3 protein-coding genes and 1 riboswitch are annotated in these 23,054 nt (G+C 69.4%); all 3 genes read left to right on the top strand.

Features of this window, described 5'->3' with window-relative positions:
* The 3 genes from AB0H76_RS19540 (at nucleotide 1) to AB0H76_RS19530 (ending at nucleotide 23,047) form a co-directional block, all read left to right on the top strand.
* Nucleotides 1-20,772, top strand: coding sequence for a non-ribosomal peptide synthase/polyketide synthase (locus AB0H76_RS19540; RefSeq protein WP_357325445.1), 20,772 nt, complete (start codon nucleotides 1-3; stop codon nucleotides 20,770-20,772).
* A gap of 58 nt (nucleotides 20,773-20,830) precedes the next feature.
* Nucleotides 20,831-21,202 (top strand): VOC family protein, encoded by a 372-nt coding sequence (locus tag AB0H76_RS19535; RefSeq protein ID WP_357325442.1) that lies wholly within the window; start codon nucleotides 20,831-20,833, stop codon nucleotides 21,200-21,202.
* Nucleotides 21,185-21,377: riboswitch (cobalamin riboswitch) on the top strand. Its footprint overlaps the gene before it by 18 nt.
* A gap of 14 nt (nucleotides 21,378-21,391) precedes the next feature.
* Nucleotides 21,392-23,047 carry an ABC transporter substrate-binding protein gene (locus AB0H76_RS19530; protein WP_357325439.1) on the top strand — a complete coding sequence of 552 codons (1,656 nt, stop codon included), beginning with the start codon at nucleotides 21,392-21,394 and terminating at the stop codon, nucleotides 23,045-23,047.
* Nucleotides 23,048-23,054: the final 7 nt, after the last annotated feature.

Below are 23,054 nucleotides of genomic sequence, written 5' to 3'. Positions count from 1 at the left end.
ATGATTCCGTTGTCGTTCGCCCAGCGCCGGCTGTGGTTCATCCACCGGCTGCAGGGCCCCTCCGACACCTACAACATGCCGGTGGCGGTCCGGCTCTCCGGTGTCTTCGACGCGGCGGCCTTCGAAGCCGCGGTCGGCGATGTCGTGGCCCGGCACGAGAGTCTGCGCACGATCTTCGTCGAATCCGACGGCGAACCCGCCCAGCAGGTGCTCGAGATCGGCGCCGTCGCGGTGCCCGTGACGGTCACCGAGGTCGATCCCGCCGAGCTGGACGCGGCGGTGACCGCGGCCACCCGCTACGCCTTCGATCTGTCCACCGAGATCCCGATCCGGGCCACCGTGTTGCGTTGCGGCGCAGCGGAATGCGTGCTGGTACTGATGGTGCACCACATCGCCGGTGACGGCTGGTCGATGACGCCGCTGCTGCGGGATCTGTCGACGGCCTACGCGGCGCGCCTGGAACGGCGGGCGCCGCGGTGGGAGCCGCTGCCGGTGCAGTACGTGGACTACACGCTCTGGCAGCAGGAGCTGCTGGGTGCGCCGACGGATCCGGACAGCGTGCTGTCGCGGCAATTCGGCTACTGGCGTAGCGAACTCGCGGAGCTGCCCGAGCAGTTGCGGCTGCCGACGGATCGGCCGCGACCGCGGGTGGCGAGCTATGCCGGGGACCTGGTGGTCTGCGGTATCGACGGCCGGATCCGGGCCGGACTGGAAAGCCTCGCGAGCCGGGAAGGCGCGACTGCCTCGATGGTGTTGCAGTCGGCGCTGGCCGTCCTGCTGTTCAAACTCGGTGCGGGCGAAGACATTCCGATCGGTTCACCGATCGCCGGCCGCACCGACGAGGCCCTGAACGATCTGGTCGGCTTCTTCATCAACACCTGGGTGCTGCGCACCCGGGTCGCACCCGCGGCCTCGATCACCGACATCCTCGGCCAGGTCAAGGCGAAAGCGCTGGCCGCCTACGAGAATCAGGATCTGCCGTTCGAACTGCTGGTGGAGATGCTCAATCCGGTGCGCTCCGCGGCGCACCACCCGCTGTTCCAGGTGCTGCTGAGTATACAGAACAACGCCGCGCCCACCCTGGCCCTGGCGGGCGTCGGCTTCGCGCCGTACGCGCTGGACGCGAAGACCTCCCAGTTCGACCTCACCTTCACCATTGCCGACGCGGCCGCCGGTGCGGGCTGGGACCTGCATCTGGAGTATTCGACGGACCTGTTCGACCGGCCGACGGCCGAGGCGATGGCGGCGCGGTTCGTTCGAATCCTGGGCTCGATCGCCACGGATCCGGGTTTGCCGGTGGGGTCGATCGAGGTGCTCGATGGCGAGGAACGCGAGCGGGTGCTGTCGCATTGGAACGACACCGCCCGCGAGGTCGCCGACGCCACGCTCGTCGACTTGGTGCTGGCGCGGGTCGATCGGTCACCCGATGCGGTGGCGGTCGTCTGTGGTGATGCGGAACTGCGCTACGGGGACTTGAATTTCCGGTCCGATCGGCTCGCGTGCGAGTTGGTGCGGCGTGGGGTGGGGCCCGACAGCATCGTCGCGGTCGCGTTGCCCCGGTCGGCGGAGTTGATCGTGGCGATGCTGGCGGTGCTGAAGGCCGGCGGTGGGTATCTGCCGATCGATCCGGCGTATCCGTCGGACCGGCTGGCGTTCGTCCTCGCCGATGCCACGCCGGTAGTTGTGGTGACCGATCGAGATACCGCAAAGCTGCTGCCGGACAGTGAGATACCGCAGCTCTACGTCGATGCTCCTCTGGCAGCAGCCGAGGACGTCGTGGTTCCCGTGCCGCGGCCGCAGAATCTGGCGTATGTGATCTACACATCCGGTTCCACCGGCGTGCCGAAGGGCGTCGCGATCACGCATCGCAACGTCGTGAATCTGGTGGCTCAGGCGTGGACCGCGGGTCCCGGGGATCGAGTGCTGGTGCATTCCTCGATCGCCTTCGATGCCTCCACCTACGAGATCTGGCCCGCGCTGTGCGGCGGGGCGACCCTGGTGGTCGCGGGGGAGCGGCGTTCGGATCCGGTAGAGATCGCACGCCTGTCCGAAAACCACTCGGTGACAAAGATGTTCGCGACCCCGCCTTTGCTGTCGTCGCTGGTCGACTACGCGGGATCGGTGCCGGACGCACCGTTCGGCAGTGTGCGGCAGGTGAATACCGGGGCCGACGCGCTCACCTCGGGCCTGGTGCACGCGGTGCACTCCGCGTTCGGCGGTGCCCGGATCGAGAATCTGTACGGCCCCACCGAGGCCACCGTCGACGTGACGGCCTATCGGGTGCCCGGCGCGGGCACGGAGGCCGTGGTGCCGATCGGCACGCCGGTGGCCAATGCGCGGGCCTACGTGCTGGATTCGTGGCTGGCCCCGGTGCCGGTCGGGGTCGCCGGTGAGTTGTATGTGGCCGGACCGCAATTGGCGCGCGGCTATCACGGCAAGGCCGGTCCGACGGCGGCGCGGTTCGTCGCCGATCCCTTCGACCGGACCGGTGGCCGGCTGTATCGCACCGGTGACATCGTGCGCTGGACGACCAGTGGGCAGCTGGAATTCGCGGGGCGGGTCGACGATCAGGTCAAGATCCGCGGCTTCCGCGTCGAACCCGGCGAGATCGAAACCGTGCTGGCACAGCATCCTTCGGTGTCGCAGGCGGTGGTGCTGGCACGGGCGACCGATACCGGCGACAAACAGCTGGTCGGCTATGTGGTCGGCGAGCGGCTCGACGGGGGAGCGGTCCGTGCCTTCGCGGCCGAGCGATTGCCGGACTTCATGGTCCCGGCGGTGGTGCTGGTGCTCGACGCGGTGCCGCTGACGGCCGGCGGGAAAGTGGATCGTGCGGCGTTGCCGGTCCCGGACCTCAGGTCGACGCTGAAATACCGGGCCCCGCGCAGCACCGAGGAACAGAGCCTGGCGCAGTTGTTCGCCGACATTCTCGGGCACGACCGCGTCGGCCTCGACGACAACTTCTTCGCGCTGGGCGGCCACTCACTGCTGGCCACCCGCCTGGCCAGCCGGATTCGCGCGGTCCTGGGCGCGGAGGTGCCGATCCGGACGATCTTCGCCGCCCCGACGGTGGCGCAGCTGGCGACTCGCCTCCATGCGGGCGTTCAGTTGCGCCCGGCAGTGTCGGCGTACCCGCGGCCGGAGGTGCTCCCGCTGTCCTACGCGCAGCGGCGATTGTGGTTCATCCATCGGCTGGAAGGGCCTTCGGCCACGTTCAATATTCCGCTGGCGGTGCGCGTGCGCGGGCTGGATGTGGCGGCGTTGCGCGGCGCGGTCGGCGATGTCGTCGCCCGGCACGAGAGTCTGCGCACGATTGTGGTGGACGCCGACGGCGTGCCCGCGCAGCGGGTGCTCGACGAGGTCGCGGTTCCGTGCACGGTCACCGAGCCGGACGCCGCGGACGTGCCCGCGGCGGTGACCGCCGCGGCCCGCTACGCCTTCGACCTGACCGCGGAGATCCCGATCCGCGCCAGCGTGATCCGTTGTGGCGCAGACGAGTGCGTGCTCGTGCTGCTGCTGCACCACATCGCCGGTGACGGCTGGTCGATGGCGCCGTTGCTGCGGGACCTGTCGGTGGCGTACGCGGCCCGCCTGGCGGGCCGGGCGCCGCGGTGGGAACCCTTGCCGGTGCAGTACGTGGATTACACGCTGTGGCAGCAGAACCTGCTGGGCGCACCCGAGGATCCCGGCAGCCTGGTCTCGCGTCAGTTCGAGTACTGGCGGGGCGAACTCGACGGAGTGCCCGAGCAGCTGCGGTTGCCCACCGACCGGCCGCGGCCGCGAGTGGCGAGTTACCGGGGCGACGTCGTGGCGTTCGCGATCGACGCCGAGATTCGTTCCGCCGTCGAGCGTTTGGCGGCGCGCGAGGGCACGACGGTATCGATGGTGTTGCAGTCGGCCTTGGCGGTGCTGCTGTGCAAACTCGGTGCGGGCGAGGATATTCCGCTGGGAACGCCGATCGCCGGCCGCACTGACGACAGTCTCGCCGATCTGGTCGGGTTCTTCGTCAACACCTGGGTGCTGCGCGCGCGGGTGGCGCCGGGGATGTCGTTCACCGAGGTTCTGGCGCAGGTGCGGGGTAAAGCGCTGTCCGCCTACGAGAACCAGGATGTTCCGTTCGAGTTGCTGGTCGAATTGCTCAACCCGGTCCGGTCGGCCGCCCATCACCCGCTGTTCCAGGTGTCGCTGGCCTTCCAGAACAACGCCCTGCCCGCCCTCGAGCTGCCGGGTGCGGGATTCGAGCCCTACGCCACCTCCGTCGCGGCCGCGCGGTTCGACCTGTTCTTCAACATCGCCGATACCGCCGCTGGTCAGCCGTGGACTGGTCTGGTCGAGTACGCGACCGAGTTGTTCGATCGGGCCACCGTCGAGGCGATGGCGGCGCGGTTGGTGCGGGTGCTGGACCTGGTCGTGTCGGATCCCGATGTCGCGGTGGGCGCGATCGACGTGCTCGACGCCGGTGAACGCGCGTCGCTGGTGCGCGGACTCAACGACACCGCCGAGGCAACGCCGGACACCACCCTGGTCGAGCTGTTCCGGACCCAGGCCGTGCGGACTCCCGAAGCGGTCGCAGTCGTCTGCGGTGACACGGAGCTGACGTATCGGGACCTCGATATCCAGGCCACGCGCTTGGCTCAGGTGCTGATCACCCGTGGGGTAGGCCCGGATCGTCTTGTCGCGGTGGCCTTGCCGCGCTCCACGGAGCTGATCGTGGCGCTGCTCGCGGTACTGCGGGCGGGTGGTGCGTATCTGCCGATCGATCCCGGCTATCCCGCGGATCGGCTGGCGTTCATCCTCGCCGACGCCGCCCCGGTCGGCGTGCTGACCGATTCGGCGACCGCGCCGCTGCTGCCTGCGACGGCCGCGCAACACATCTGTCTCGATACGCTCGATCTCGTCGACAGCGCCGGAATCGAGTCCGCGCCGCCCGTCTGTCCCGACTCGCTCGACCTTCACGGCGGTGCGGACGCCGAGGGCGCGGTCGACCCGCGAAACCTGGCGTATGTGATCTACACATCCGGTTCCACCGGTGTCCCGAAGGGCGTCGGGGTAACGCATCGCAACGTGGCGAATCTCGTTGCGCAGGCCTGGACCGGCGGTGCCGGAGACCGGGTCCTCGTGCATTCGTCGGTAGCGTTCGACGCCTCCACCTTCGAGATCTGGCCCGCCCTGTGCAGCGGCGCGACACTGGTCGTCGCGACTGCACAGCGTTCGGATCCGCTCGAACTCACCCAACTGGTCGAGGCGCGAGCGGTCACCGCGATGTTCGCTACCCCACCCCTGCTCGCGGCGTTGCTCGAGCACGTCGACTCGGTGCCGGGCAACCCGCTGCGCAGCCTGCGCCGGGTGGTCGCCGGCGGTTCCCAGTTGTCCACGGCCGTCGTCGCCCGGATGCATGCACATTGTGCGGACATGCAGGTGGTGAACGGTTACGGGCCCACCGAGACGACGGCGTGTGTGACGGATTTCGTTGCCGGGTCTACTGGGACGACGGTGTCCGTGACTGAATATGTCGACGGATCTTCGGAGACGGCGGCGTGCGTGACGGACCATGTGGATGGGCCGATGGACGCGGCAGCGAGCGCGGCCGGACACGTTGGCGGGTCTGTCGAGACGGCGGCGTGCGCGACCGACTATGTCGCAGGCATCGGGCTCGGTGGTGTTGTGCCGATCGGACGGCCGACGGGCAATGTGCGGGTGTTCGTGCTGGATTCGGGCTTGAGTCCGGTTCCGGTCGGCGTGCCGGGTGAGCTGTATGTGGCGGGCGAGCAGGTGGCTCGAGGTTATTACGGGCGCACGAGTGCGACTGCCGCGCGGTTCGTGCCTGATCCGTTCGATCCGGCCGGTGGGGGCCGGATGTATCGGACCGGCGATATCGTGCGCTGGACGGCGGGCGGGCAGTTGGCGTTCGAGGGCCGGGCGGACGATCAGGTCAAGATTCGCGGGTACCGGGTGGAGCCCGGTGAGGTCGAAACCGTGCTGGCGCGGCATCCGGGGGTGTCGCGCGCGGTCGTCGTCGTGGGTGACAACCAGTTGATCGGCTACGTGGTCGGCGTCGGGCTCGACGGTGCCGACGTGCGCGCGTTCGCCGCCGAGCAGCTGCCCGAATTCATGGTTCCGGCAGCGGTCATGGTGATCGACTCGGTGCCGTTGACCGCGAACGGAAAACTCGACCGCGCCGCGCTGCCGGACCCGCAGTTCGCCGCGTCCGCGCGCTATCGCGCTCCGCGCACCGACGCGGAGCGGGTTCTGACCACCGTCTTCGCCGAGGTGCTCGGGGTGGCGCGGGTCGGCGTCGACGACAGCTTCTTCGAGCTGGGCGGGGACAGCATCCGCTCCATCCAGGTGGTGTCGCGAGCCCGGGCACTCGGAGTGGAAATCAGTCCGCGGGAGATGTTCGAACACCGGACGGCGGCGAGACTGGCGGGCGTCGCGCGCGGCAGTGGCACCGCGATGCCGGGATTGGCCGAGCTGCCCGGTGCGGGCGTGGGGTGGATGCCGCTGTTGCCGGCGGCGCGATTCGTGCGCGGGCTGGGCGCGGGATTCGAGCGTTTCACCCAGTCGCTGCTGCTGGATCTGCCGGTCGGCATCGATCGGCCGGCGTTGGTGGCGACGTTGTCGGCGGTACTCGACCGGCACGACGTGTTGCGGTCGCGGTTGGTCGAAGACGAGCGCGGGGCGGGACTCGAAGTCGCACCGATGGGCGCGATCGACGTCGAGCGGCTGGTGCATCGTGTCGAGAGTTTCCCTGCGACAGCGGCATCCGATGATCGAGTTGCGAACGAGGTCGCCGCGGCAGCCGGGCGGCTGGCCCCGTCGACGGGTGTGGTGGTGCAGTTCGTGTGGTTCGACGCCGGGCCCGATCGGGCCGGCCGGTTGTCGATCGTGGCCCATCACCTGGTTATCGACGGTGTCTCGTGGCGAATTCTGTTGCCGGACTTGGCGTTGGCGTGGCAAGCGGTGTCCGCCGGATCCACCCCGGTCCTGGCGGGCTCGGGGACTTCTCTGCGGCGGTGGGCGCACGGGTTGGTCGACCAGGCGAGCACGCCTGAGCGTGTCGCCGAGCTGTCTTGGTGGCGTTCGGTTTTGGATGGCCCGGATCCGATCCTGGGCGCACGACCGCTGGACCCGGCCGTCGATGTCATGCGGACAGTACACCGGGTCGACGTGCAGATCCCGGCACAAGAAACCGAGGCCTTGCTGGCCACGTTGCCCGCCCTGTTCCACGGCGGCGTAGAAGACGGCTTGCTGGCGGCATTGGCTGCCGCAGTAGTGCATTGGCGCGATGACCGGGATTCGGTGCTCGTCCGGCTGGAGGGCCACGGCCGTGAAGAAGGCGCTGTCACCGGTGCTGATCTGTCGAACACCCTCGGCTGGTTCACCAGCGTCTTCCCGGTCCGGTTGCACGCCGAAACCGACTGGGAGCAACTCTGTGCCGGCGGCGCCGCGGCAGGTGCCCTGTTCAAGTCGGTGAAGGAGCAGCTGCGCGCCGTGCCGGACAAAGGCATCGGGTTCGGCATGCTGCGGTACCTGAATCCGGAGACAGCTGTTGAGCTGCAACGGTTTCCGACCGGACAGATCGGCTTCAACTACCTGGGCCGCTTCACCTCGACGGACCTCATGCCCCAGCACATCCGGGGTGCGGGTTGGACCCCGGCCGAACACGGCGCGGGAGCCGGCGCGGCTCCGGACCCGGCCATGCCGGCGCTGTCGGTAGTGGACGTCACCGCGATCGTCGTCGACACCAGTGCGGGCCCGGTACTTCAGGCGACTTTCGCCGCACCGTCGGGTGTCCTCGACCGAACCGAAACAGCCGACCTCGCCGACCTCTGGCGGCGCGCGGTATCGGGACTGGCCCGCCACACCACCGGCGGCCTCACGCCCTCGGACCTGTCGCTGGTGTCGTTGCGCCAGAACGAGATCGAAGCGCTGGAACAGCGCTACCCGGGTTTGGCCGACGTCTGGCCGCTGACTTCGATGCAATCGGGATTGCTGTTCCATCAGGTCCTGGCGGCTTCGGGCGCCTATCACATGCAGGTCGTCTTCGGGCTGACCGGCACGGTGGACCCGTCCCGGCTGCGGGCGGCCGGTCAGGCACTGCTGGACCGGTATCCGAACCTGCGCGCGGGCTTCTTCTCGGCGGTCGGGGGCGCGCTCGTCCAGGTTGTCGTCGACGACGTCGTTTTGCCTTGGCGGGTACTGGATCTGCGGGCATCGGACCCGGGCGATCGTGCCGCCGCACTGGAGCGTCTGCTGCGCGAGGACCGGGACGCGCACTTCGATATGGCGGTACCGCCGCTGCTGCGGCTGACGCTGGTGCTGACGGCCGGCGACCGCGCCGAGCTGGTGCTGACCGCGCACCACGTGCTGCTCGACGGGTGGTCGCTGCCACTGCTCCTGCGCGACCTGCTCTTGCTCTACGGCGGCACGACCCTGCCGCAGCCGCCGGACTACAAGTCCTTCCTGAAGTGGTTGCGCGAGCACGATTCCGGTGCCGGTGTGCGAGCCTGGATCGGCGAACTCGACGGCGTGGACGAACCCACCCTGCTCGCGCCCGAGACCGGTGCGGCCGAGGGCGCGGGGATCGAGCGCGTCGAGATACCCCTCGACACCGAGGCCGCACTGCTGGTGCACAAGCGGGCCGGTGAAATCGGGGTCACCACGAACACCGTCGTGCAGGCCGCGTGGGGACTGCTGCTCGCCGCGTCGACCGGCCGCCGGGACGTGGTCGTCGGCGCGACGGTGTCGGGTCGCCCGGCCGCGCTCGAACAGGTCGATGCGATGGTCGGGTTGTTCATCAACACCGTGCCGGTGCGCGTGCGTTTCGGCGCGCGGGACACCCTCGCCGAGGTCATGACCGCCTTGCAGTCCCGGCAGGTCGCACTGCTTGATCACCATCACGTAGGTCTGAGCGAGATCCAACAGGCCATTGGCCTGCCCGTCTTGTTCGACACCCTGATCGGGTTCGAGTCCTACCCGGTCGACCAGACCGGCCTCGGCACCGCGGCCGGCACCAGCGGAATCGCCATCACCGACCTGCGCTCCGACGCGCCCACCCACTATCCACTGACCCTCTTCGCCGCCGCGAATCCCACACTGGCCCTGCGACTCGAATACCGCACCGACGCGTTCGACCGGCCCACGGCCGAGGCGATGGCGGCACGTTTGGCGCGAATCCTGCGGCAGCTGGCTGCGGACCCGGACGTGCCGGTGGGCTCGATCGATCTGCTCGGCGCCGAGGAACGTGAGCTGGTGCTGCGGCGGTGGAACGCCACCGCGGCCGATCTCCCGGATATCACTCTGGACGAATTGTTCCGGGCCCAGGCGACCCGGACACCGGACGCGGTGGCCGCGCTCTGCGGCGACACCCAGCTCACCTATCAGGCACTCGACACGCGTGCCGAGCGGCTGGCCCGCGTGCTGGCCTCGCGCGGAGTCGGCCCGGACACCGTGGTGGCGGTCGCGCTGCCGCGCTCCGTGGCGCTGATCGTGGCCTTGACGGCGGTGCTGCGAGCGGGCGGCGCCTACCTCCCGATCGATCCGGCCTACCCCTCCGATCGTTTGGCGTTCGTCCTCGCCGACGCCGCGCCGATCGTCGTCGTCACCGATTCCGCGACCGCGCCTCTCCTGCCCGGTACCGCACCGCACCTCTACCTCGACACGCTCGAGGAAACCGGATCGGAACGGCCGGCCCCGGCGAGGCCGCAGGATCTGGCGTACGTGATCTACACGTCCGGTTCCACCGGTGTGCCCAAAGGCGTTGGTATCACTCATCGCAACGTGGTGAATCTCGTTGCCCAGGCGTGGACGGCGGAGCCCGGGGATCGGGTACTGGTGCACTCCTCGATCGCTTTCGACGCCTCCACCTATGAGATCTGGCCCGCGCTGTGCGGTGGGGCGACGCTGGTGCTCGCGAGCGCACAGCGGTCGGATCCGGACGAGATCGCGGAGCTGGTCGAAAACCGTTCCGTGACGATGATATTCGCGACGCCTCCGCTGCTCGCGGCGCTGGCCGAGCACTCGAAGCCGGTACCCGGCAATCCGTTCCGGAGTGTGCGGCAGGTGAACACGGGCGCGGATACGGTGACGCGCGCGCTCGTCGAGGCGGTGCGAGCGCGATTCGGCGCGATCCGGATCGACAACTTGTACGGACCGACCGAAGCCACGGTCGACGTGACGGCATTCGCCGTGCCTTCCGACGCGGACACCGCGGTCGTACCGATCGGTGGCCCGCTCGCGAATATGCGGGTGTACGTGCTGGATTCGTGGCTGGCTCCGGTGCCGGTCGGGGTGGCGGGTGAGCTGTACGTCGCGGGTGCGCAGGTGGCGCGCGGCTATCGCGGCCGAGCAGGTCTGACCGCGGCGCGGTTCGTCGCCGACCCGTTCGATCCGGCCGGTGGCCGGTTGTATCGCACCGGCGACCTCGTGCGCTGGACGGCGGGCGGGCTGCTGGAGTTCGCCGGGCGGGCCGATGATCAGGTCAAGATCCGTGGCTTCCGGGTGGAACCCGGCGAGGTCGAAACCGTGCTGGCGCAGCATCCTTCGGTCTCGCGCGCCGTAGTGGTGGCACGCGGCCGCGGCGCGGGCGGCAAGCAGCTGGTGGGCTACGTGGTCGGCGCGGGACTCGACGCGACCCAGGTCCGGGCGTTCGCGGCGGAACGCCTGCCGGACTTCATGGTGCCGGCGGTGGTGCTGGTGCTCGACGCGGTGCCGTTGACCCCCAGCGGCAAGCTCGATCGCGCCGCGCTGCCGGAACCCGAACTGCGTTCGGCGGTGCGCTATCGCGCGCCGGGCACAGACCGGGAACAGACGCTGGCGGGTGTGTTCGCCGAGGTCTTGGGGCTGGAACGGGTCGGAGTGGACGACAGCTTCTTCGAGCTGGGCGGCGACAGCATCCGGTCGATCCAGCTGGTGTCGCGGGCCCGGGAACTGGGCGTCGACCTCAGCCCGCGCGAGGTCTTCGAGCATCGGACGGCGGCCGCGCTGGCCGCGATCTCGCAGCATCGCGGCGCGGCGGCTCCGGTCCTGGCGGAGTTGCCGGGCGGCGGTGTGGGCTGGCTGCCGCTGCTGCCGGTGGCGCGCTTCGTGCGCGGAATGGGCGGATCGGGTTTCGACGGTTTCAGTCAGTCGCTGCTGCTGGATCTGCCGGTCGGTATCGACCGGGCGGGGCTGGTGGCGACGGTGTCGGCGGTGCTCGATCGGCACGACATGCTGCGGTCGCGTCTGGTCGAGGACGAGCGCGGCGCGGGGCTCGAGGTCGCGCCGGCGGGTGCCGTCGACGTCGACGGGCTCGTCCGCCGGGTCGCGGGCGCCGGCGCGGGAGTGATCGTTCCGCAGCTTGCGGAGGCTGCGGGACGGTTGCTTCCGGCCGCGGGTGTGATGGTGCAGTTCGTCTGGTTCGACGCTGGACCCGAGCGGGCGGGCCGGCTGGCGATCGTGGCGCATCACCTCGTGATCGACGGTGTTTCCTGGCGGATCCTGTTGCCGGACTTGGCGTTGGCGTGGCAGTCGGTGTCCGCCGGGTCCACCCCGGCCTTCGCGAATTCGGGGACCTCCCTGCGACGGTGGGCGCACGGGCTGGTGACGGAGGCGAGCCGGCCGGAGCGAGTCGCGGAGTTGGCTTGGTGGCGAGCGGTTTTGGACGGCCCGGACCCGCTGCTGGGCGCTCGCCCGCTGGATCCGGACGTCGATCTCATGGCTACGGCGCGAAATGTCCAGGTGCTGATACCGCTGGCCGAGACCGAGACAGTGCTGACGGTGCTGCCCGCACTGTTCCACGGCGGCGTGGACGACGGCCTGCTGGCGGCATTGGCCGCCGCGGTGGTCCGTTGGCGCGGCGACCGGGATTCGGTACTGATCCGGCTGGAGGGCCACGGCCGCGAGGAAGGCGCGGTCGCGGGCGCGGACCTGTCGGGCACCGTGGGCTGGTTCACCAGTGTGTTCCCGGTGCGGTTGCGCGCCGGAACCGCATGGGATCAGCTGTGTGCCGGTGGTCCCGCGGCGGGTGCCTTGCTCAAATCGGTGAAGGAGCAATTGCGTGCGGTGCCGGACAAGGGCATCGGCTTCGGCCTGCTGCGCTATCTGAATCCGGAGACCGCTGCTGAGCTGCGACATTTTTCGACCGGTCAGATCGGGTTCAACTATTTGGGCCGCTTCACCTCGACGGATCTGCTGCCCGCGCGTCTCCAGGGCGCGGGCTGGACACCTGCGGTCGACGCGGGACAGCAGGTCACCCCGCTGGATCCGGCGACCTCGTCGATGCCCGCGCTGTCGGTGCTCGACGTGAACGCGATGGTGGTCGACACCGATGCCGGACCGGTCTTGCAAGCGGTATTCGCCGCGCCGGGGGAAGTGCTGGCGGAGAACGAGATACGTGAACTAAGCGAGCTGTGGCGGAGCGCGGTCATGGGGCTGGCCCGCCATGCCGCGACGCCCGAGGCGGGTGGCTTGACGCCGTCGGACGTGTCGCTGGTGCGGCTGGACCAGGGTGAGATCGAGGCGCTGGAGCAGCGCTATCCGGGGTTGGTGGATGTGTGGCCGCTGACCTCGATGCAGTCGGGGCTGCTGTTCCATCAAGGGCTGGCCGGATCAGGTTTCGACGCCTATCACATGCAAGTCGTGTTCGGGCTGAGCGGCGCGGTGGACCCGGACCGGCTGCGCGCGGCCGGGCAGGCGCTGCTGGACCGTCATCCGAACCTGCGGGTGGCCTTCGCCGCCGATCACGACGGCACTGCGATTCAGGTGGTCACCGAGGGCGTCGACTTGCCTTGGCGGATAGTCGATCTGCGCGACTACGCGCCGGGCGAGCGGCCCGCCGCGCTGGCGCGGGTGCTCGCCGACGACCAGAACGAGCATTTCGATACCGCGATCCCACCCCTGCTGCGGTTGACCCTCGTGCCGATGACCGCGCAACGGTCCGAACTGGTGGTCACCGCCCACCACGTGCTGCTCGACGGCTGGTCGATGCCGCTGCTCATCCAGGATCTGCTGCGCCTGTACGCCGGCACGGCGATGCCGCAGCCGCCGGACTACACCGACTTCCTGAAGTGGCTGCACCATCAAGATTCCGAGGCGGGCATACACGCCTGGGCGCGGGAACTCGACGGCGTGCAGGAACCCACGCTGGTGGCGGGGCCGGACCGGAGCGCCCATGACTCGGCCACAGCCGGGGTGCGGCGGGTCGAAGTGCCGCTGCCCGAGGCGACGGCCGCGGCGCTGGGCAGGCAGGCCGCGGCACTCGGAATCACCGTGAATACCGTCGTACAGGGCGGATGGGGGCTGCTGCTGGCCGCCTCGACCGGCCGGCCCGAGGTGATCGCGGGTGCAACCGTCTCGGGTCGCCCGCCCGCGATCGCGGGCATCGACTCGATGGTCGGTCTGTTCATCAACACGGTGCCGGTGCGCGTGCGCTTCGGCCCCCGGGACACCGTGGCGGACTTGCTGATCGACGTGCAGGCACGCCAGGTCGCGCTGCTGGATTACCACCACGTGGGCTTGAGCGAGATCCATCGGGCGACGGGCCTGAACATCCTCTTCGACACCCTCATCGCCTTCGAGTCCTACCCCGTCGACCAAGCCGGAATCGGCGCGGCCACCACCAGCAGCGGCCTCGTCCTCACCGACCCACGACCCAACACACCCTCGCACTACCCACTGACCCTCATCGCCAACGCCACCCCGACTCTGACCCTGCACCTGGAATACCGCACCGACGTCTTCGACAACGACGCGATCGAAGCGATGGCGGCTCGGCTGGCCCGCATCCTGCGGCAGGTCGCGGAAGACCCGAACCTTCCGGTGCGCGCACTCGATGTCCTCGGCGCGGACGAACGCGACCTGGTGCTGCGCCGCTGGAACGACACCACCGCAGCCCGGCCCGCCACCACCCTGATCGACAGGTTCCGGGCCCAGGCCACGGCGACTCCCGACGCGATCGCGGTGTTCTGCGCGGCCACCGAGCTCACCTACGCCGAACTCGACGTCCGGGCCGCGCATCTGGCCCACGAATTGACCTCGTACGGAGTCGGTCCCGACGCCGTCGTGGCAGTCGCACTGCCCAAATCGCCCGACCTGATCGTGACGCTGCTCGCGGTGCTGCGGGCGGGCGGCGCCTACCTCCCGATCGATCCGGCCTACCCCTCGGACCGACTGGCCTTCGTCCTCGCCGACGCCGCCCCGGTCGTCGTGGTGACCGACCACGCCACCGCCCCCACACTGCCCGACAGTGCGACACCGCGGCTGTACCTGGACGCTCTCGATACCAGTGGCGCGAGCAGTCGGGAATCGGCCGCCTCCGTGCGCCTCGAGAACCTGGCGTACTTGATCTACACCTCCGGCTCGACCGGTGTCCCCAAAGGCGTTGCGGTCACGCACCATAACGTGCTGAACCTGGCTGCCCAGGCGTGGTCGACCGGCCCGGGGGAGCGGGTGCTGGTGCACTCCTCGGTCGCCTTCGACGCATCGACCTATGAGATCTGGCCCGCGCTGCTCAGCGGCGGCGCGGTGGTACTGGCCGAGGCGCAGCGTTCGGATCCGGCCGAGATCGCCGAGCTGATCGCGGAGCGGGCCGTCACCAGGATGTTCGCGACCCCGGCACTGCTGTCGGCCCTCCTGGAGCACGCGGAAACGGTGCCGGGCAATGCTTTCCGATCACTGGCGGAAGTGATCGCTGGTGGCGCGGAGCTCGGCCCGGCGTTGGTGGACCGGCTGCAGCGGCGCATCGACGGAGTGCGCGTCACCAACGGTTACGGTCCGACGGAGACGACAGTCTTCGCGACGGTCTTCACCCCCGATGCGGTGTCAGAGCACTCGGTCCCGATCGGATCGGCACTGTCCAATGTGCGTGCCTACGTATTGAATCCGTGGCTCTCACCGGTGCCCGTCGGGGTGCCCGGCGAGTTGTATGTGGCCGGTGCGCAATTGGCGCGCGGCTACCACGGTCGCGCGGGCTTGACCGCCGCGCGGTTCGTGGCCGACCCCTTCGACCCGGCCGGTGGCCGGTTGTATCGAACCGGCGATGTCGTGCGCTGGAACACGAGCGGACAGCTGGAGTTCGCGGGCCGCATCGACGACCAGGTCAAGATTCGCGGCTTCCGCATCGAACCCGGCGAGATCGAAACCGTGCTGGCGCAGCATCCTTCGGTGTCGCAGGCCGTGGTCGTCGCGCGCGACACCGCCACGGGCGGCAAACAGCTGATCGGCTATGTGGTCGGGTCCGAGGACGAACTCGACGGCGGACAGCTCCGCGCCTTCGCGGCGGAACGCTTGCCGGACTACATGGTCCCCGCGGTGGTGCTGGTGCTCGACTCCGTTCCGCTGACCCCGAACGGAAAACTCGACCGCGCGGCGCTGCCGGAGCCGGAATGGGTGTCCTCTGTGAGCTATCGGACGCCACGCAGCCCGCGCGAGCAAGCACTGGCCGCACTGTTCGCCGAGATCCTGGCCGTGCAGCGGGTGGGCCTGGACGACAGCTTCTTCGAACTCGGCGGCCATTCGCTGCTGGCCACCCGCCTCGTGAGCCGGATCCGCGTGGTGCTCGGGGTGGAGGTCCCGATTCGAACGGTCTTCGACGCCCCGACCGTGGCACAGCTGGCGGGCCGTCTCGACGCGGGCCGCGCGGTGCGGACACTGCTCACGCCCCGCCCACGGCCGGAGATCGTGCCGCTGTCGTTCGCGCAGCGGCGGCTGTGGTTCATCCACCGCCTGGAAGGGCCGTCCGCCACCTACAACATTCCGCTGGCGGTGCGGTTGCGTGGCGTCGATGTCGAGGTGCTGCGCGCCGCCATCGAGGACGTGGTCGCCCGGCACGAGAGTCTGCGCACCTCCTTCGTGGAGGCCGACGGGGTGCCGTCCCAGCGGGTGGTCGACATCGCCGAGGTCGAGGTGCCGTTCGCGGTGGTCGAGGTGGCTCCGGCCGAGGTCGAAGCGGCGGTGACCACCGCGGTGCGCTTCGGATTCGACCTGTCGGCGCAGATCCCGATCCGCGTCACGGTAGTGCGCGACGACGCCGGTGACTGCGTGCTGGTGCTGCTGATCCATCACATCGCCGGCGACGGCTGGTCGATGGGCCCGCTGCTGCGAGACCTGGCGCTGGCCTACTCGGCGCATCTGGCGGGCCGGGCGCCGGACTGGCGGCCGCTGCCGGTGCAGTACGTGGATTACACGCTGTGGCAGCAGGAGCTGCTCGGCTCGCCCGAGGACCCGGACAGCGTGCTCTCGCGGCAATTCGACTATTGGCGCGCCGAACTCGACGGGTTGCCCGAACAGCTGCGCTTGCCGATGGACCGGCCGCGCCCCCGGGTCGCCAGTTATCGCGGTGACATGGTGCTGTTCGAGATCGATGCCGAGACTCGCGCGGCGGTCGAACGGCTGGCCGCCGGCGCCGGCGCGACGGTGTCGATGGTGCTGCAATCGGCCTTGGCCGTGCTGCTGTTCAAACTCGGTGCGGGCGAGGATATTCCGATCGGCGCCCCGGTCGCGGGCCGCACCGATGACGCGCTGAGCGATCTGGTCGGATTCTTCGTCAATACCTGGGTGCTGCGGGCGGGCGTGGCCCCGGCCGCGTCCTTCACCGAGATCCTCGAGCAGATCCGGGCGAAATCGCTGTCCGCCTACGAGAACCAGGACGCGCCGTTCGAGCTGCTGGTGGAACTGCTCAATCCGGTCCGCTCGGCGGCCCACCACCCGCTGTTCCAGGTGTCGCTGGCCTTCCAGAACAACGCCATGCCGACGATGGAGTTCGCGGGCGTCGAGTTCGAGCCCTACAACGCCTCCATCGCCGCCGCCCGCTTCGATCTGTTCTTCAATATCGCGAACGCGCCCGCGGGCGGGCCGTGGGGCGGGTTCGTCGAATACGCGACCGACCTGTTCGACCGCCCGACCGTCGAGGCGATCGCGGCCCGGCTGGTGCGGGTCTTGCGGCAGGCGGTCGCCGAACCCGGTATCCCGGTGGGCGCGATCACGGCGCTCGAAGGTGGCGAACACGAACTGGTAGTGCGGCGTTGGAACAACACCGCCGTCGCCCTGGACCCGAAACACACCCTGGCCGGACTGTTCCAGGCGCAGGTGGCCAAGGCTCCGGATGCCGTCGCGGTGGTCTGCGGTGATGTCGAGGTCACCTATCGGGAGCTTGCCGCGCGTGCGAACCGGCTCGCGCGCAGCTTGGTCGCCCGCGGCGCGGGGCCCGACAGCGTCGTCGCGGTCGCACTGCCGCGATCGATCGAGTTGATCGTGACATTGCTGGGTGTGCTGCGAGCGGGCGCCGGCTACTTGCCGATCGATCCGGGTTATCCCTCGGATCGCCTGGCCTACATCCTCGCCGACGCCGCGCCGGTAGTCGTGGTGACCGACTCCGCTACAGCCCACGTCCTGCCGGACCAGCCGACACCACCACGGATCTACCTCGATGCGCTTGCCGAGGATCCGACGGATGTCGTTGTGCCCGGCGTGCTGCGATCACAGAATCTGGCGTACGTGATCTACACGTCCGGTTCCACCGGTGTGCCGAAAGGCGTTGGTATCACCCATCAGAACGTGGTGAACCTGGTGCATCAGGCGTGGCCGATCGAGCCGGGCGATCGAGTGCTGATGCATTCGTCGGTGGCCTTCGACGCCTCCACCTATGAGATCTGGCCCGCGCTGTGTGGTGGCGCGGCGCTGGTGATCGCGGGGGAGCGGCGCTCGGATCCGGTGGAGATCGCCCGCCTGGTCGAGACCTGGTCGGTGACGAAGATGTTCGCGACCCCGCCGTTGCTCTCGGCGTTGGTGGAGCACGCGGCGGCCTTGCCGGGCAATCCGTTCCGGAGTCTGCGGCAGGTGAACACGGGCGCGGATTCGTTGACCCGTGCGCTGGTGCAGGCCGTGCGGGCCGAGTGGGGCGGCATCCGGATCGACAACCTGTACGGCCCCACCGAGGCCACGGTCGATGTGACGGCTTTCAGCGTGCGCGACGAAATGCCGGGCGCGGTGCTGCCGATCGGTGCCCCGGTGGCCAATGCCCGGGTATACGTGCTGGATTCGTGGCTCGCGCCGGTTCCGGTCGGCGTGGCCGGTGAGTTGTATGTGGCCGGTGCGCAATTGGCGCGCGGCTATCGCGGCAAAGCCGAGTTGACGGCCACGCGGTTCGTCGCCGACCCGTTCGATCCGGCCGGTGGCCGGCTCTATCGGACGGGCGACGTGGTGCGCTGGACGCGCGGCGGGCAGCTGGAATTCGCGGGCCGGGCCGACGATCAGGTCAAGATCCGTGGCTTCCGCGTCGAACCCGGCGAAGTCGAAACCGTACTGGCGCAGCATCCTTCGGTCGCACAGGCCGTGGTGGTCGCCCGCGAGGTCGACGCGGGCGGCAAGCAGCTGGTCGGGTACGTGGTCGCCGCCAAGTCCGGCCCGGCTGTCGGTGAGGACGAATTGGTCGGCCAGTGGCGCCAGGTCTACGACGACCTGTACGCCGCCGCCGACGAAGGCGAGCCCGACCTGGAGTCCACGGACGAGTTCGGTGCCGGTTTCGAAGGCTGGAACAGCAGCTATACCGGTGTCCCGATTCCGCTGGAGCAGATGCGGGAATGGCGGGCCGCGACCGCGGATCGGATCCGCGGCCTCGGGCTGGGCCGCGTGCTCGAGATCGGGGTGGGTTCGGGCCTGCTGATGTCGCAGGTGGCGCCGGACTGCGCGGAATACTGGGCGACGGATCTGTCGGCCGCGACCATCGCCTCGCTGCGCCGGCAATTGGGGGAGGTGGGCGCGGACTGGGCCGACCGGGTCGTACTGCGTGCGCAGACGGCCGACGACGTCGAGGGCCTGCCCGAGCAGCACTTCGACACGGTCGTGCTGAACTCCGTGGTCCAGTACTTTCCGAGCCAGAACTACCTGCGGACCGTGCTGAAGCGAGTGGAAGGACTGCTGGCTCCCGGCGGGGTGGTGTTCGTGGGTGACGTGCGCAATTTCGCGCTGCTCGAGGAGTTCGCCACGGCCGTGCAGGTCAGCCGCAACGGCGGTGGTGATCCGGCGGTGGTGCGCGATCGGGTGCGCCGGGACATCGCCGCGGAGCAGGAATTGCTGCTGGCGCCGGAGTACTTCTCGGGCCTGTGCGGCGAGACCGGCGGATTCGGCGCCGTCGATATCCGGCTCAAGCGCGGATACTCGGTGAACGAGCTGACGCGCTACCGGTACGACGTCTTCCTGCACAAGGCGCCGACGGCCGCGATATCCGTCGCCGATGTTCCGAAAGTCGCGTTCCGAGAACTGGATTCGGTACGGACGCTCTTGGGTTCCTCGCATCCCGACGGCATTCGCGTCACCGGTATCCCGCACGCCGGTTTGCTCGGCGAGGTCGATGTCGCGCACCGTGTCAGAGCGGGTCATCCGGTGCCCGACGGTGATCGAAGCAGTTCGCGCACAGCCGGTTTCGAAGCGACGCTCGACCCCGTGCCGGATCGGGCCGAGGGCCTGTTGCCCGAGGATCTGCACGTGCTGGGCCGCGAACTCGGCTACGCCACGGCCGTCACCTGGTCCGCGCAGCCGGGGCGCATGGAAGCGGTCTTCCTCGAACTCGGCCGGGTGGCGGACCGCCCGATGACCGATGTGTACCGCACGCCCGCCTCGGTGGGCGTACTGGGCGGCTGCGCGAACAATCCGCAGGCGGGTCTGCTGGCCGCCGATGTGCGGCGCTGGGCGGCCGAGCGGTTGCCGGAGTTCATGGTGCCCGCGACGGTCATGGTGCTGGAATCGGTGCCGCTGACCGCCGGCGGCAAGCTCGATCGCAAGGCCCTGCCGGATCCGGAGTTGCTGTCCGCCAAGGAATATCGAGCCCCGCGCACCGGCCGGGAACAGGCCCTGGCGGAGTTGTTCAGCGAGATCCTGGGTGTGCGCCGGGTCGGCATCGACGACGATTTCTTCGCGCTGGGCGGGCACTCGCTGCTGGCGACCCGACTCACCAGCCGGATCCGGGCCGTCCTCGGCGCCGAGGTGCCGGTCCGGGTGATCTTCGACGCGCCCACCGTCGCCGAACTCGCGCCACGGCTCGACGACGAGGTTGCCGCGGGCATGGATTTCGATCCCGTGCTGGTGCTGAAGCGTTCGGGCACACAGCAACCGCTGTGGTGCCTGCACCCGGGCGGTGGGCTCGGCTGGTTCTACCAGCGGCTCGGCCAGGACCTGCCCGATCGGCCGGTCATCGCCGTCCAGTCCCGTGGCCTGAACGGCGGCCGGCTGGCCGACTCCTTCCCGGAGATGATCCAGGACTACGTCGCCCAGATCCTCGAACGCCAGCCCGAGGGGCCGTACTACCTGCTGGGCTGGTCCTACGGCGGGATCGTCGCGCACGCGCTCGCGAGCGAACTCGCCGGGCGGGGCCTGCCGATCGGGCTGCTGGGCATCATGGACAGCAAGCCGCCGGTCACCTCGGGCCCGCAACCCGATCTCTCCGAGGACGACGCGATGGCCGGTATCCAGGACTGGGTGGCCGACCGGTTCGGCGACCAGCTCGAATCCCCCGATGTGCAGGGTCTGGCCGAGCGCGCGACACGCGTGCTCGTCAACAACAGCAAGCTGCTCGACGGTTTCCGCACACCCTATTTCGACGGTGACGCAACCCTCTTCGCCGCCGCGATCGATGTGGAAGGCAATCGGCCCGCCGATGCGAAAGGCGAGCTCGAAGCGGCCTGGCGTCCCTACATCGGCGGGCGCATGGACATCTTCGACGTCGATTGCGCGCACGGCGACTTCGATCGCCCGGAGATGATGGGTCTGGTGGGCCGGATCCTGCGCGGGGTCCTGTGACGCGCTCGAGGTGACAAACGTCCAAGCCACCGGCGGCGGAAGCGGCGAGGATCAGAGCATGCACATCGAGAGGGTTACACCGAAGCTGGTTGTCGAGGGCGCGAAGGCGGCACTCGAGTACTACCGGGAGGTGTTCGGAGCCGAAGTGGGAGAACTGCACGAGGCCGACGGGCGCGTGACGTTCGCGGAGCTGGAATTGCCCGGGGGCGTGCTGTTCCAGGTCAAGGACGCCGACTCGGTCGATAGCGTTGCGACAGTGTTGCTGAGTGTGGTGGTCGACGAGCCGGACCGGCTCGCCGAGCGGATGGCCGCGGGCGGCGGGGAGATCGTGTTCGAGGTCGCCGATCAGCCGTATGGGATCCGGCAGGGCCGGGTGCGAGATCCGTTCGGGCACGAGTGGATCCTCGGTACGCCACTGCACCGCGGCTGACCTACATACTGCTAGGTTTTGTTCAGCAGGGAACACCGGTGCGAATCCGGGGCTGTCCCGCAACTGTGACCGAGGAGCAGACCTTCATCTACGGCCACGACCTTCCTGGGTTGGAAGGCCGAAGGCGAGCGTTGATCCGGGAGCCAGGATACCTGCGCCCTTTCAGGATCGAGCTTCACGAGGATGACAATGCGAGTGCCAACTCGCCGCCGGCTCCGCGCCGCGCGGCTACCCGATGGTGCGCCCGGCACGGGCCGCCATCACCGTTCCCCGGTCGCCGTGGTCGTGGCGGGACTGCTCGCCGTCGCCATGGTCTTCACCGGTTGTGCGTCGAACGAGAACGAGGGCGGCGCAGCGTCTTCGGCGCGGGCGCTGCGCGCGTCCGGTGACGGCGCCCTGACGATCTACAACTCCTACAAGATCGCCGGGCTGGACCCGATCGGCACCGGCACCAACTGGCTGTTCGACTGGGGTGTCGCGGAAAATCTGCTGCAGATCACCGAGACCGGCGAGGTCGCGCCGTGGCTGGCGGAGTCGGTGACCCGCGACGGGGACACCCGCTGGGTGGCCACCCTGCGCAAGGGCGTCACCTTCCAGAACGGCAAGCCGGTCGACGCCGTCGCCGTGGCCGCCGCGCTGACCAGGCAGATCGCCAAATCCGCTGCGGCCCGGGTCTATCTCGACGCGGCGACCACGGTGACGGTGGCCGGTGAGCAGGTCGTCATCACGACGCCGGCGCCGAACGCGATGGTGCCCGCCGCGCTGGCCGCGCGCGACAACTCCTTGCAGATCTACGACGTCGCCGCGATGGACGCCGCGGGCGGCGATTCGGCGAAGATCGTCGGCGCCGGCGCATACTCGGGCCCCTACGCGATCACCGCGTGGACACCGGACAATCTCGTGCTCGCCCCGTACGAAAAGCACTGGGAGGGCCCACCGCCGCTGCGGCGGATCACCGTCCGCGTGGTGCCCGACGAGCAGGCCCGGCTGGCGGGCGTGCGCAGCGGCGAAGCCGATATGGCGTTCTACCCGTCCACCGCGGCCAAGCTGGAGTTGCAGGGCGACAAGGACATGCACGTGCTGTCCTCCGAGTTGGCGCTGCAATCGCTGCTGGTCGAGATGAATCTGAAGGCCGGGATCTTCACCGACACCGCCGTGCGCAAGGCGTTCACCGCGGCGATCGACTACCAGGGCATCGCCGCCGACGTCGGCAACGGTCAGTTCGCCCCGGCCACCGGCCTGTACCCGCCCACCATGTCCTTCGCCGCCGACAGCCAGGTCTACGACCTGAACGAGGCGAAACGGCTGCTCGACGCGGCGGGCTGGGTGCCCGGCAGCGACGGCATCCGCGGCAAGGACGGCCGGAAACTGGTGGTGCGATTCGTGACTCAGGCTCAGGGGCCGGAGACCAACGATGTCGCGATCGCGATGAAAGACCAGGTGGCGCGCGCCGGTTTCGAGCTGCGCATCGACAATGCCGAGGATTCCGCCGCGGTCAAGAAGGACCCGACCGGGTGGGAATCCTCGGTGGCGCTGAGCGGTTCGCTCTCCGGCACCGCCGACCCGATCCAGCCGTATCTGGTGCGCTGGACCACCGGCGGCTCGTCCAACGCCCAGGGTGTGGCGAATCCGGAGATCGACGCGATCGGCGCGCAGCTGCGCGGCGAGTTCGACACCACCCGCCGCGACGCCCTGCTCGAGCGGGCGCAGCAGATCCTGGTGCGGGAGCAGGCCTATGTGGTGGCGGGCACGTTCAAGTACTTCACCGTGGTGACGGGTCCGGAGTGGGCCGACTACCGGGTGTCGAGCGTGCGCCGGCATCTGACCAGCCGGACCGGTGCCTGACGCGGCT

It is taken from the genome of Nocardia sp. NPDC050712 (assembly GCF_040654295.1).
GTDB lineage: Bacteria > Actinomycetota > Actinomycetes > Mycobacteriales > Mycobacteriaceae > Nocardia.
This window is presented reverse-complemented; position numbering and strand designations above follow the sequence as displayed.

Coding starts and splice junctions, on each gene's coding strand:
- AB0H76_RS19540 (WP_357325445.1), top strand. CDS start 1: ATGATTCCGTTGTCGTTCGCCCAGCGCCGGCTGTGGTTCATCCACCGG.
- AB0H76_RS19530 (WP_357325439.1), top strand. CDS start 21,392: ATGCGAGTGCCAACTCGCCGCCGGCTCCGCGCCGCGCGGCTACCCGAT.
- AB0H76_RS19535 (WP_357325442.1), top strand. CDS start 20,831: ATGCACATCGAGAGGGTTACACCGAAGCTGGTTGTCGAGGGCGCGAAG.